Annotated in this window: 13 protein-coding genes and 1 other RNA gene; 9 read left to right on the plus strand and 5 right to left on the minus strand. The window is 65.2% G+C overall.

Annotated elements, in window-relative coordinates; genetic code table 11:
• Positions 1 to 231 precede the first annotated feature (231 nt).
• Positions 232 to 1,032: a hypothetical protein gene (locus tag AC1DV8_RS08015; RefSeq protein WP_477157082.1), complete on the plus strand. Its 801-nt coding sequence runs from the start codon at positions 232 to 234 to the stop codon at positions 1,030 to 1,032.
• On the opposite strand, the gene AC1DV8_RS08020 is transcribed toward AC1DV8_RS08015, so the two are convergent.
• The 3 genes from AC1DV8_RS08020 to ssrS all read right to left on the minus strand — a co-directional run bounded on the left by AC1DV8_RS08020 (position 1,029) and on the right by ssrS (position 2,613).
• Complete coding sequence (locus tag AC1DV8_RS08020) at positions 1,029 to 1,844, minus strand: TIGR00282 family metallophosphoesterase (RefSeq protein ID WP_477157083.1); 816 nt, start codon at positions 1,842 to 1,844, stop codon at positions 1,029 to 1,031. The genes AC1DV8_RS08015 and AC1DV8_RS08020 overlap by 4 nt on opposite strands.
• Positions 1,841 to 2,437: a 5-formyltetrahydrofolate cyclo-ligase gene (locus AC1DV8_RS08025; RefSeq protein ID WP_477157084.1), complete on the minus strand. Its 597-nt coding sequence runs from the start codon at positions 2,435 to 2,437 to the stop codon at positions 1,841 to 1,843. Before AC1DV8_RS08025 ends, AC1DV8_RS08020 begins: the two co-directional genes overlap by 4 nt.
• A gap of 19 nt (positions 2,438 to 2,456) precedes the next feature.
• A non-coding RNA gene (gene ssrS / locus AC1DV8_RS08030) (6S RNA) lies at positions 2,457 to 2,613 on the minus strand.
• A 93-nt stretch (positions 2,614 to 2,706) separates the two neighbouring features.
• Here ssrS and AC1DV8_RS08035 point away from each other — a divergent pair.
• Together AC1DV8_RS08035 and AC1DV8_RS08040 are read left to right on the plus strand one after the other, a co-directional pair.
• A complete protein-coding gene (locus AC1DV8_RS08035) occupies positions 2,707 to 4,404 on the plus strand; it encodes a cation:proton antiporter (RefSeq protein WP_477157085.1) in 1,698 nt (565 codons plus the stop codon).
• A gap of 45 nt (positions 4,405 to 4,449) precedes the next feature.
• Positions 4,450 to 5,379 carry a lytic transglycosylase domain-containing protein gene (locus AC1DV8_RS08040; protein ID WP_477157086.1) on the plus strand — a complete coding sequence of 310 codons (930 nt, stop codon included), beginning with the start codon at positions 4,450 to 4,452 and terminating at the stop codon, positions 5,377 to 5,379.
• Here AC1DV8_RS08040 and AC1DV8_RS08045 read toward each other — a convergent pair.
• The gene (locus AC1DV8_RS08045) at positions 5,376 to 5,747 is read right to left on the minus strand and encodes a cell division protein ZapA (RefSeq protein ID WP_477149845.1); all 372 of its coding nucleotides are present in this window, start codon (positions 5,745 to 5,747) and stop codon (positions 5,376 to 5,378) included. The two genes, AC1DV8_RS08040 and AC1DV8_RS08045, sit on opposite strands and share 4 nt — an antisense overlap.
• 1 nt (position 5,748) lies before the next feature.
• Positions 5,749 to 6,039 carry a DUF4164 family protein gene (locus AC1DV8_RS08050; protein ID WP_477149846.1) on the minus strand — a complete coding sequence of 97 codons (291 nt, stop codon included), beginning with the start codon at positions 6,037 to 6,039 and terminating at the stop codon, positions 5,749 to 5,751.
• Between the two features lie 196 nt (positions 6,040 to 6,235).
• Between AC1DV8_RS08050 and tkt the strand changes: the two genes are divergently transcribed.
• From tkt to AC1DV8_RS08080, 6 genes are all read left to right on the plus strand, one after another.
• Complete coding sequence (tkt, locus tag AC1DV8_RS08055; protein WP_477157087.1) at positions 6,236 to 8,215, plus strand: transketolase; 1,980 nt, start codon at positions 6,236 to 6,238, stop codon at positions 8,213 to 8,215.
• Positions 8,216 to 8,265: 50 nt separating this feature from the next.
• Complete coding sequence (gap, locus tag AC1DV8_RS08060; protein ID WP_477157088.1) at positions 8,266 to 9,273, plus strand: type I glyceraldehyde-3-phosphate dehydrogenase; 1,008 nt, start codon at positions 8,266 to 8,268, stop codon at positions 9,271 to 9,273.
• 5 nt (positions 9,274 to 9,278) lie between these two features.
• On the plus strand, positions 9,279 to 9,824 hold the full coding sequence (locus AC1DV8_RS08065; protein ID WP_477157089.1) for a putative glycolipid-binding domain-containing protein: 546 nt from the start codon (positions 9,279 to 9,281) through the stop codon (positions 9,822 to 9,824).
• Positions 9,825 to 9,924: 100 nt separating this feature from the next.
• Positions 9,925 to 10,212 (plus strand): hypothetical protein, encoded by a 288-nt coding sequence (locus AC1DV8_RS08070; protein ID WP_477149850.1) that lies wholly within the window; start codon positions 9,925 to 9,927, stop codon positions 10,210 to 10,212.
• 70 nt (positions 10,213 to 10,282) lie between these two features.
• Complete coding sequence (locus AC1DV8_RS08075; RefSeq protein WP_477149851.1) at positions 10,283 to 11,482, plus strand: phosphoglycerate kinase; 1,200 nt, start codon at positions 10,283 to 10,285, stop codon at positions 11,480 to 11,482.
• 122 nt (positions 11,483 to 11,604) lie between these two features.
• Positions 11,605 to 12,630 carry a class I fructose-bisphosphate aldolase gene (locus AC1DV8_RS08080; protein ID WP_477149852.1) on the plus strand — a complete coding sequence of 342 codons (1,026 nt, stop codon included), beginning with the start codon at positions 11,605 to 11,607 and terminating at the stop codon, positions 12,628 to 12,630.
• Positions 12,631 to 12,711: the final 81 nt, after the last annotated feature.

Here is a 12,711-nt window from a genome sequence, read left to right on the forward strand (position 1 = left end):
TGGCAATGGTGGTGGGCGGTTATAGGGGCGGCGGCGGCGAAAATAAAGGCCGTGTGACAGCCGGCCGAGCATCTCGCCCGATCCAAGGCAATGCGTGACAGTTTCCGCCATTTCAGCGACAACTTGAATATGAACCCGCGATAAATGCGGATATCACCGCACATTCAGTCGTTCACTGGCATCTAGCGCTCATCAGCGCGGTATTGGGACCGCAAGCAGAGAGAACTAGAGATGGACGCATTTAAGAGATTTTCGCTCGTAGCCATGGCAGCGCTCCTCGCGGCGGGCACGGCGCCGGCATTTGCACAAACCCGCGATACGCGACCGGAGCGGCCGGTCGTCGAACGTGACGACAGCAGCGGTTCCGGCGCTACCGAAACTAGACAAGAGCCGCGCCTGCCCAAGCCCACCGAGGGCGTCCGGTGCCTGATCAAGCAGGGTCACGACGGTCCGGCGATCCTTGCAGTCAACGGCACCGGCAAGGTGATCCCGGCGGGAACGGTAGTGACGCTCTACCTGCAGCCAGGCAACATCCAGAAGCTGTTCAAGCTCGATACGGACTGGCAGCCCGGGCAGTCGATCGGCGTTCCGGTGAAGCTCGGCGAACTGCCCGAGGGCGCTGCATGCTCGATGAAAGTCACGCCAGTCGAAGACAAGGGAAACGAAGGGACGCCAGATCCTGACGGAAGCGATCAACCACCCGATGGAGGCGACGCGCAGCCGCCCGGCCCAATGCCGGATCTGCCGACCGGCGAAGGTGACCCGGCGCCACCCGTCATTCTCGACGCCGAGACGACGTGTCAGCTTCGTCCCACGAACGACGACGCATCACTGTGGGGCGTCGACATCCAGAACCTCGGACCAGATTCTTGGCCGGTCGGCACCCAGATACATCTTACGCTGCCCAACGGGACCGAATTGACCATCACCCTCGAAAACGAAATCCCGGTTGGTGACTACTACGCCGCCTACAATCTGTTCCCGAAGCCGCAAAACTGGACGTGCAAACTGTATCTGACCGCTGCTCCCTAGAACGCCGGCTCTGCCTGGGCCAGCGACCCACCGACCCGCACGGGAAACAGCTTGGCGACGAGACCGGTCCTCGGATCGGTCTCGATTGCTATTCCGGACAACGTCGCCTCACCATCCGCCGGGGTAAACCGACCAGTGGCGATGCCGGTGAGGAAGCGGTTGAGCGGTTCGTCGACCTCGACGCCGATCACTGAGTCGTAGTCGCCGCACATGCCGGCATCGGCCATTAGCGCCGTGCCGCCCTTGAGGATGCGGTGGTCGGCGGTGGGGATGTGGGTGTGGGTGCCGACGACAAGGCTGACCTTGCCGTCGAGGAAGTGCCCCATCGCCTGGATTTCCGAGGTCGCCTCGGTGTGGAAATCGAGGATGATCGCATCGGCCTGCTCGCCGAGCGGACAGGCGGCGACCGCGGCCTCGACGGCGCGGAACGGATCGTCGACCGGATCCATGAACACCCGGCCCTGCGCGTTGATCACCAGCACCCGGTGCCCGGCGCGGCTTTCATAGAGATTGGCACCGCGTCCGGGCGTGCCCGGAGCGAGGTTGAGCGGCCGCAGCAGCGTCGGCTCGCGGGCGATGTATGTCAGTGTGTCGCGCTGGTCGAAGGCGTGGTCGCCCAGCGTCACGACGTCGGCGCCGGCAGCCTTAATCTCGGCGAAGTGCCCTTCGGTCAGCCCGCGCCCATGGCTGGCGTTCTCGCCGTTGATCACCACAAAATCGAACTTGTGCTTGTCGACCAGCCCGGCAAGGCGGTCGGAAACGGCGTCCCGGCCGGACTTGCCGACCACGTCGCCCAGGAACAAGACTCTCACGTAACCGGCGCCTTTTTCTCGAAGTTGCGGACGCCCTGTTCAGTCACGATAGCGTCGAGCGGCACATCGTGCGCCTCGCGCGGGATCAGGTCCACCTCCTGCAGCGCAAAGGCGAAGCCAATGAGCCTTGGCCGCTTCGGCAGCGCGGCCAGTGTCCGGTCGTAATAGCCACCGCCGTAGCCAAGGCGGGTGCCGTGCTTGTCGAAGCCGAGGAGCGGCATGAGGATGACGTCGGGCGCGGCGCGCGGCGCTTCCTCCGCCGGGGCAAGCGTTCCGAAACCGGCTTCGTAAAGCGGCGCGCCGTCTTCCCAGAGCCGAAGCTCGAGCGGCTGCTCGTCGCCCAGCACCACCGGCAGGCACACTGGCTGACCGGCATCCATCAGCCGGGCCACCACCGATTTCACGTCCATCTCGTCACGGATCGGCCAGTAGCCTGCGACCACTTCGCCCTTCTCAATGGGCACGGCATCGAAGAAATGCAGCATGGCCGCATGGGCCGCCTCGTTGCGCAGAGACGGATGGAAGGCCGCTCGCTTCTTGTGCGCTACGGCTCGGAGCGCCGCTTTCGCCTCTTCGATCTTTGCGTCGCTCATGGGGCTTTCTGGCGAAGAATTAGGTGCCGCCCTGGCCGTGGGATACAGATCCTGGGAACCTACTTACGTAGGTGGGCGCCGTGTGTCCGAACCCACGGGTCCGAACGGTGACAGCTCCCTTAAGGATCAGTACGGCCCCAGGGAAATAAGATCCAACACGCACCGGGCAGCCCATTCAATATAGGGCGCACAGCGCGCCAACGCCAAGCGCTTCTTTCCTTTTCCACGTCCCCGCCTATATCAGGCGGGCAAGGGCACAGGGGCGACGCATGGTTTCACAGATCCTCTTGGTGATGATCGCAGCCATAGCGGTCACCATTATCGCCGAACGCCGCAGCATCCAGGCGCCGCTGCTGCTGGCGCTGGTCGGCCTCGCCGCCTCATTCGTTCCCGGACTGCCGCGGCTGGAACTCGAGCCCGAGATCATCCTCACCGTCGTGCTGCCGCCGCTGCTCTATTCGGCCGCGACGGAATTCTCGTTCGTCAGCTTCATCAAGCGGCTGGGGTCGATCGTGAACCTCGGCGTGGTGCTGGTGCTGGTCACCACCTCCGTCGTCGGCGCGGTCTCCGCCTCGATCATCCCGGGCATGACGCTGGCGGTGGCGACGGTGCTTGCAGCGGTGGTGTCGCCGCCCGACGCGGTGACCGCTGTCGCGGTGGGCCGCAAGCTCGGGCTCCCCAGCCGGATGATGACCGTGCTGAAGGGCGAGAGCCTGATCAATGATGCGGCAGCGCTTACCCTCTTCGCCTTCGCCACCGCCACGGTGACCGGCCGCCACCTCTTCATCGAAAACGGCTTCCTCTATTTTGGCTATGCCGTGATCGTCGGCATCGTCATCGGGATGGTGATCGGCGCGATCGTGCATCGCACTCGGCTACATATGACCAACGCTTCACTGGTCACCGTGCTCTCCGTGCTCGTGCCGTTCACCGCCTATCTCGTGGCCGAGGAAGTCGGGGCGTCCGGTGTACTCGCGGTGGTTGCCGCCGGCTTCTCCCTCGGGCACAACTCGACCGAGGCGGGCTATGCCGCGCGCATCCAGGAACGCCAGTTCTGGCGCACCGCCGACGCGCTGCTCGAGGCCTTCGTCTTCGCCTATATCGGCTTGCAGATGAAGTTCGTCATCGAGGAGGCGACGGCAACCGGCTTCAGCCTGCCCGAACTGCTCGGGCTCTCGCTGATCGTGCTCGTTGCGGTGATCCTCGTGCGTATTGCCTGGGTGTTCGGCACTGGCTTCGTATCGCGCTGGCAGACACGCAGGGTGCGGGAATCGATCGCCCGCATGGAGGCCGGCGAGGAGCCGCCGCGGCGGTTGGGCAGGCGAGGCGGCCGTTTCGAGCGCCGCCGGGAAGTGCTGCGGCAGGGCGGGTACGACGTACCCGAGCCATTCAGCTGGCGTGAGAACCTGGTCATCGCCTGGACCGGCATGCGCGGCGTGGTCACCCTCGCGGCCGCCGCCGGTATTCCGCTGACGACGCTGGCGGGCGAGGCCTTCCCCGGCCGCGACGTCATCCAGTTCGTCGCCTTCGCGGTCACCATCGGCACGCTGCTGGTGCAGGGCCTGACGCTTCCCTGGCTGATCGGCGTGCTCGGTATCTCCGATCCAGAGGAGGACAAGTATCGCGCCGCACAGCACGTGATCGCGCGAGATATCGCTGACGCCGCCAGCAAGGCCGCCATCACCGCCTTCCGCGACGGCCAGACCGATCCAGCCGCGCGGGCCGCCGCCGAGCAGATGCTGAAGCGCGCCAGCGTCGAGGACGCAGCGCAACGCCAATCCCATTCCGAGCATGACGCCATGGTGCTCGAGCTGGGCCGCACGGTGCTCGAAGCCCGCCGCGCCGCCCTCGTTGCCGCCCGTGACGAGCGCAAGCTCGACGACGAAGTGCTGCGCGAAATCATGGAAGAGATCGACCTGCAGCAGGCAGTGCTGGCAAACTGGGAACCGGGACGGTTCAGCGACTAAGGCGCCGGACTTGCCCCAGCCCCGAGCGCACCCTAGCTTTGCAGCATGCGCGGCGGACGACTGATCGGCCTCGGACTAGCGATTGTTATCGCGGCGTTTAGCTGCACCGCTTGGGCTGTCGAGAGCGACGCCGAACCGGCCAAGCTCCGATCCTGCTACGCCGCTGATCCTGCCGCTCCGGCGTGGACCGCCGTCTGCATCCGGCAGGAGCAGTTCTTTCGCGACACCTGCGGGGCGATCCAGCTGTTTGCGTGGCGCGAGGAGCTGCCGGTCGGATACTTCGCGCGGCTGATCTGGCAGGAGAGCCGGTTCGATCCGTTTGCTCTGAGCACCGCCGGCGCGCAGGGGATTGCACAGTTCATCCCCTCGACCGCCCGGATCCGCGGCCTGCGGAATGCGTTCGATCCAACCGAGGCGCTGGCGAAATCGGCAGAGTATCTGCGCTTCCTCGCTGACAAGTTTGGCAACCTTGGACTGGCCGCCGTCGCCTATAACGGCGGCGAAGGACGGGCCTCTGGCTATGTGAAAGGTGGCAACTATCTGCCAGCCGAGACCCGGTTCTACGTGGAGATCGTCACCGGCCGCGATCCCGACGCGTGGCTGGCAGAAACTCCGCCGGAGGTCGACTACGCCATCGGCAAGGATGAGCCGTTCGTCGATGCCTGCGTGAAGATGGCGGAGGCAGAGCGGGTGCCTCGCCTCGACCGGCAGCCGAGCGAATGGAAGCCGTGGGGTGTGCTGTTGGCGCAGAACTTCTCGCAGGGGGTGGTCATCCGCCGCTTCGAGCGGGTGCAAGCGGCCTACCCCAAGGTGCTGGGCAGTGAGAAGCTGATGTTGCTGATGGCGCGCAACCCGAACTTCGGGCCGCGGCTCAGGCACTATGCCATGATCGGGCGCGAAAACCGGGCCGACGCCGATGCACTCTGCGCCAGGCTGCAGGCAGCCGGTGGCTCCTGCATCGTCAGGAAGAACTAGGCGCCGGCGCCGGTCTCGTCGATGGCGGTGGAGATAGCCTCGATCTTCCGGGCTGCTTCATTGAGCCGCTTGGCGAAACGCTGCTCCAGCCCCTCAGCTTCATGTGTCAGCGCCTCGCCCACCTGGGTGAGGTTGGCGACGTCCTGCTTGAGGTCGGCGATGCGGCGTTCGGCTTCGGCCAGTTCGTCGAGCACCGCGATGCCTGCCATCACGGTCAGGCGGTTATCGCCGATCTCGCCGAAGGTGCCCTTGAACTGGTCGATATGCTGGTTGAAGCGGTCGGCGAGGCCGAGCAGGTGCTGCTCCTGGCCCTCCTCGCAGGCCATGCGGTATTTGCGGCCGTTGATGTCGACATTGACCTCGGGCATGTCAGCTGTCCTCTTTCGCCAGCACTTCGCGGACCGACTCCATGGCGACGACGAGACGCCGCGCCACTTCGGCGGAGCTGTCGTCGAGCCGCTTGGCCTTGGCGCTGACCTTGTCGAGCTCCTGCGCCAGCCGCTGCCGTTCGCTCACCAGCTTCTGGGTGTCGGACTCTATCCGGCTATGCGCCCGCATCCGGCCGTTGAGGCTGCGCACGCTCGCTTCGAGCCGCGCGAACGCCTTGTCGAGCCGGCTGGCGGCGGCTTCGTATCCTTCATCGGAGTTATGCTCGGCCATCCCGACCCCCCATCGCGGAAAAGGGCGATTCCACTTGGCACTATAGCGCAAAGCTAGCGCGGCGTGGCAACGCCCCCCTCCGGGAGGCGACATTGACAGGTCAAAGGAACCTGCTAAGCGTCAACCCGCCTCGGCAGGAGGGTTCGAGGCGCCCGGTTTTCCGGGCTTTCGTCCCCTTAGCCGAGAGCACCCCGTAATGACCAACTCCGCCCAAGCCAATGAGATGGCCAATGCCATCCGTTCCCTCGCCATGGATGCGGTGGAGAAAGCCAACTCCGGTCACCCCGGCCTGCCGATGGGCGTCGCCGACATCGCGACGGTGCTGTTCACCAAGGTGATGAAGTTCGATCCGAAGAACCCCTGGTGGCCGGATCGCGACCGTTTCATTCTCTCGGCCGGTCACGGCTCGATGCTGCTTTACGCATCGCTCTATCTCCTCGGCTACGAGGAAATGACGATCGACCAGATCAAGCAGTTCCGCCAGCTTGGGTCGAAGACTGCCGGTCACCCGGAGTACCATTTCGCCCCCGGCATCGAGACCACCACCGGCCCGCTCGGCCAGGGTATCGCCAATTCGGTCGGCTTCGCCGTCGCTGAAGCCAAGCTCGCCGCCGAGTTCGGTTCCGACCTCGTCGATCACCACACCTGGGTCATCGCCGGCGACGGCTGCCTGATGGAAGGCATCTCGCAGGAAGCCATCTCGCTCGCCGGGCACCTGAAGCTCAACAAGCTTGTGGTGATCTGGGACAACAACAACATCACCATCGACGGCCGCGTCTCCAACGCCGACTCGACCGACCAGATCGCCCGCTTCAAGGCCAGCGGCTGGAACACCATCGAGATCGACGGCCTCGACCAGGCCCAGGTCGAGAAGGCGCTGCTCGACGCGAAGAAGTCGACGGACAAGCCGACCCTGATTGCCGCCAAGACCATCATCGGCTTCGGCGCGCCCACCAAGGCGGACTCGCACGGGGTGCACGGCTCGCCGCTCGGCGCGGCAGAACTCGCCGGCGCCAAACAGAAGCTCGGCATCGACTATCCCGCCTTCGAAATCCCGAGCCACACGCTCAACGCTTGGCGCGCGGCCGGTACCCGTTCCGAGAACGCCCGTGGCGACTGGGAAGGTCGCCTTGCTGCCGCCAAGCCCGAACTGCGCGCCGAGTTCGAGCGCCGCATCGCCGGCAAACTGCCGGCGAACTGGAACGAGACCATCGAGACGTTCAAGGCCAAGCTCGTTGCCGACAAGCCCAAGGTCGCGACCCGCAAGTCGAGCCAGATGGCGCTCGAGGTGATCAACAAGGTGCTGCCCGAGACCATCGGCGGCTCCGCCGATCTCACCGGCTCGAACCTCACCAACACGCCCGAGACCCTGCCCTTCACTGCCGCCGACCACACCGGCCGCTACATGCGCTACGGCATCCGCGAGCACGAGATGGCTGCGGCGATGAACGGCATCGCGCTCCACAAGGGCCTGATCCCCTATGGCGGCACGTTCCTGGTGTTCACCGACTATGCCCGCCCGGCGATCCGCCTCTCGGCCATCATGGAGCAGAAGGTCATCTACGTGATGACCCATGACTCGATCGGCCTCGGCGAAGACGGCCCGACCCACCAGCCGGTGGAACACCTGTCGACGCTCCGCGCTATCCCGGGTCTCCTGGTCTTCCGCCCGGCCGATGCGGTCGAAACGCTCGAATGCTGGCAGCTCGCCATCGAGGCCGAGAAGCCCTCGATCCTCGCACTCAGCCGCCAGAACCTGCCGGCGCTGCGCACCGAAACGGTCGAGGGCAACCCGTCCGCCAAGGGCGCCTACGTCATCGCCGGCGACAAGAACGCCGATGCGGTGATCTTCGCCACCGGCTCGGAAGTCGCTATCGCTGTCGCGAGCCTCGAGCTGCTGAAGGCGCAGGGCATCTCGGCCAAGGTCGTCTCCGTCCCGAGCCAGGAACTGTTCTATGCCCAGTCGCAGGAATACCGCGACAGCGTGATCGGCAAGCCCAAGGCCAAAGTGGCGATCGAAGCCGGCATCGAGATGAGCTGGCTGAAGCTGCTTGGCGACAAAGGCCGCTTCATCGGCATGCACTCGTTCGGCGCCAGCGCGCCGGCCGAGGCCCTCTATGAGCACTTTGGCATTACATCCAAAGCCATAGTTGAAGCTGTCATGGCGCAGTTGTAAGACACCGCGCTCTCCTTTTCTCCTCCCTTAGAAGTCCTCAAGGAGCCATCATGGCTGTACGCGTCGCAATCAATGGCTTTGGCCGCATCGGTCGCAACATCCTGCGCGCCATCGTCGAAAGCGGTCGCAACGACATCCAGGTCGTCGCCGTCAACGATCTGGGCCCGGTCGAAACCAACGCCCACCTGCTGCGCTTCGACAGCGTGCACGGCCGCTTCCCTCATGAAGTGAAGGTCGAAGGCGATGTGATCACCGCCGGCAACCAGACATTCAAGGTCACCGCCGTCAAGGATCCGGCCCAGCTGCCGCACAAGGAGCTCGGCGTCGAGATCGTGCTCGAGTGCACCGGCTTCTTCACCTCGAAGGAAAAGGCCTCGGCGCACCTCGCGGCCGGCGCCAAGAAGGTGATCATCTCGGCTCCGGGCGAAGGCGCCGACCTAACCGTGGTCTACGGCATCAATCACCAGCTGCTGGGCAAGGAGCACACCGTTATCTCGAACGGCTCGTGCACGACCAACTGCCTCGCGCCGATGGCCAAGGTGATGAATGACCTGCTCGGCATCGAGAAGGGGATGATGACCACTATCCACTCCTATACCGGTGACCAGCCGACGCTCGACACCATGCACAAGGACCTCTACCGCGGCCGCGCCGCGGCGCTGAGCCAGATCCCGACCTCGACCGGCGCCGCCAAGGCCATCGGCCTCGTGCTGCCGGAACTGAAGGGCAAGCTCGACGGCATCTCGGTGCGCGTCCCGACCCCGAATGTCTCGCTGGTCGACCTGAAGTTCGTCGCCAAGCGCAACACCACTGTGCAGGAAGTCAACGACGCGCTGATCGCCGCATCGAACGGCGCGCTCAACGGCATCATGACCGTGACGCACTACCCGAACGTCTCCAGCGACATGAACCACGATCCGCATTCCGCCACCATCCTGCTCGACCAGACCAAGGTGATCGGCGACAATTTCGTGAACATCATGGGCTGGTACGACAACGAGTGGGGCTTCTCGAACCGCATGGCCGACATGACCGCCGTGTTCGCCAAGACCCTCTGACGACGATGCCTCTCGAGCTCGACCTCCGCTGGAAACCAGTCGATGAGGTCGGGCTCGAGCATTGCCGCGTCTGGGAAACCGACGACGGCATCAACATACGCAGTGTGCTGATCGGCGAGTTCGAGGGCTTTGCCTACGGCGCCCAGTACGACATCCAGCTTGCCACCGACTGGACCTTCCGCTCCCTCACCCTCCGCCTGCAGGATGGCCGCGTCCTGCGGCTGCTGTCGGATGGTCTCGGCGACTGGAAGGTGAATGGCCAGCGCGCGCCCGCACTCGAAGGCTGCGTCGACATCGACATTTCCGGCACGCCCTTCACCAACACCCTGCCGATCCGCCGCGCCAGGTTCGCGGACGGCGTGCCGCAGCAATTCGCCATGGCCTGGGTACCGCTCGACAGCCTGGAGCCGTTTCGCGACGAGCAAATCTACACCCGGCTGGATGCCACCCATTACCGCTACCAGTCCAGCGACGGCAGCTTCGAGCAGGTGCTGACGGTGGATGAAAACGGCTTCGTTGTGGACTATCCGACCCTGTTCAGCCGCCTGTGAGCAGGAACTGTCATCCACCGTTAACGTTTTGGTCGCCAAAGCGTTACGTCGTCGTGCTATCGTTCGCATCAGTTGATCCCTGAACCGGAGCGATCAGCCGGTGCGTGATATCGAACGACTTCTGGTCGTCACCAACATCGTCGGCAGCGTCGCGCTCGGCGCCCGGCACGATGCGACCTGGTTCCTGATACCCCTTGTCGCCTTCGGGCTTTACGTGGTGCTGGCCGACCGCGCGCTGCGCCGGCGCATCGGCCCGCGGGCCTGGCCGAGCGAGGGCTTCGCCCGCTTCACCTTCAACACCAACCTCTACTTCGCGGCGTGCCATATCGGCATCGGCGCGCTGCTGTTTGCCCTCTCGGGCACCCTGGCAGGCCTCGTCGGTCTCTGACCTCCGCTGTTGCCCTTGCTGCAATCCTTGCTATAGCAGCGGCACCTCTCCTTAGCAGCGGATACGTCCCATGCCGGCTTTCAAGACCCTCGACGATTTCGACCTTTCGGGTAAGCGCGTGCTGGTCCGCGCCGATCTCAACGTGCCGGTCGCCGATGGCAAGGTAACGGACGCCACCCGCATCGAGCGGCTGGTGCCGACGATCCGCTCGATCATCAAGGTGGACGGCAAGGCGATCATCCTCAGCCATTTCGGCCGCCCCAAGGGCAAGGTCGATCCCGAGTTCTCGCTCGAGATGGTCGTGCCATCGGTGGCCGACGAAACAGGCCACCCGGTCGGCTTCATCGCCACCGACTGGACCGATGTCAGCAAGGCCAAGCAGGCGATCGACGAAGCCCCTCCGGGCTCGATCCTCGTGCTCGAGAACACGCGCTTCCACCCCGGCGAGGAAGAAAACGACCCCGAACTCGCCGCACGCATGGCTGAACTCGGCGACATATTCGTCAACGACGCGTTCTCCGCGGCCCACCGCGCCCACGCCTCGACCGAGGCCATCGCCCATCTGCTGCCGTCGGCCGCCGGCCGCGCCATGGAGGCCGAACTCAAAGCGCTCGAGGCGGGCCTCGGCAACCCCGAACGTCCGGTGATCGCCATCGTTGGCGGTGCCAAGGTGTCGACCAAGCTCGACCTGCTCGGCAACCTCCTCAACAAGGTCGATGCCCTGGTCATCGGCGGCGCCATGGCCAACACGTTCCTACATGCCGGCGGGCTCGGTGTCGGCAAGTCGCTGGCCGAGAAGGACCTGGCCGAGACCGCCAACGACATCCGCGACAAGGCGGAAGCCGCGCACTGCGCCATCATCCTGCCGATCGACGCCACGGTCGCCTGGCACTTCGAAGCCAACGCCCCGCACCGCTACTACGGCGTCGATTCGATGGATCCCGAGGGCATGATCCTTGATGTCGGCCCCGGCTCGATCGAGCGCATCAAGGGCGCCATCGACGAGGCCAAGACCGTCGTTTGGAACGGCCCGCTGGGCGCCTTCGAGATGCAGCCCTTCGACCACGGCACGGTTGAGGTCGCGCGTTACGTCGCCGACCGCACCAAGGCCGGCAAGGTGGTGTCGGTGGCAGGCGGCGGCGATACCGTCTCCGCCCTCGCCCATGCCGGCGTGAAGGACCAGTTCACCTACGTCTCCACCGCCGGCGGCGCCTTCCTCGAATGGATGGAAGGCAAGCCGCTGCCGGGGGTCGAGGCGCTCAAGGGCTGACGATCCCGGGGCGCGGCTGGTCACGCCGCGCTCAACCCTTCGTCTGATACCTGAACGTCCAATCGACTGGCGGCCCTGGGGCGGGGCATTATTTGGGCGTTGAAACGGAGACCCTCCCGCCCATGGCCTCGCTCAATGCAATCGCCAAAAAACTCGTCGCCAGCGGCAAGGGCATCCTCGCCGCCGACGAATCCGAAGGCACCATCGCCAAGCGCTTCGCGCTGATCGGCCTGCCGGTGACGCTGGAAACCCGCCGCGACTATCGCGAGATGCTGTTCCGCTCCACCGGCGCGATGACCGACTACATTTCGGGCGTCATCCTCACCGAGGAGACGCTGGAGCAGAAGGCCAAGGACGGCACACCGTTCCGCCAGCTGTTCGAGGAAACCGACGTGATCCCCGGCATCAAGGTCGATCGCGGCGCGCTGGCCATGCCGGGCAGCAAGGATGAGAAGATCACCGAAGGCCTCGATGGCCTGCGCCAGCGGCTCTCCCACTACGCCAAGCTCGGCGCCGGCTTTGCCAAGTGGCGCGGCGTCATCGCCATCACCTCCTATGCCCCCTCCCGCAACGGTATCCGTGCCAACGCCCATGCGCTGGCCCGCTACGCCATGTACTGTCAGGAAGCCGGCATCGTGCCGGTGGTCGAGCCGGAAGTTCTGGCCGATGGCGAGCCGGGAGATCACTCGATCCAGCGCTGCGAGGAAGTCACGGGCGAGACGCTCGAGGCGGTATTCAAGGAACTGCGCCTCGCCGGGGTCGACCTCAGCGGCATGCTGCTGAAGCCTAACATGGTCACCCCGGGTCTGCGTTCGCGCGATCGTGTCAGCACCGAGGAAGTGGCCCAGCGCACCGTCGAGACGCTCCGCCGCTTCGTGCCCGCAGCGGTGCCCGGCATCGCCTTCCTCTCGGGCGGCCAGTCCGACGAGGAAGCCACCGCACACCTCTCGGCCATGAACAAGATCGGCGGCCTGCCCTGGGCTCTGACCTTCTCCTACGGCCGCGCCCTGCAGACCTCGGCACTGCTGACCTGGAACGGCGAAGACGAAAACGTCGCCGCCGCGCAGAGCGCCTTCACTCATCGCGCCAGGATGAATGCGCTGGCCTCGCTCGGCCAGTACAAGCCGGAACTCGACCTCGCGGCCTGACTTCTGAGAGCTTCCCGACGACTAGGGGCGCGTCGTGACGCGCCCTTTTCTTTTCCGGGGACCGGGGCGCTCACGCGCCCC

This window comes from Devosia sp. P3_B2 (genome assembly GCF_056402875.1).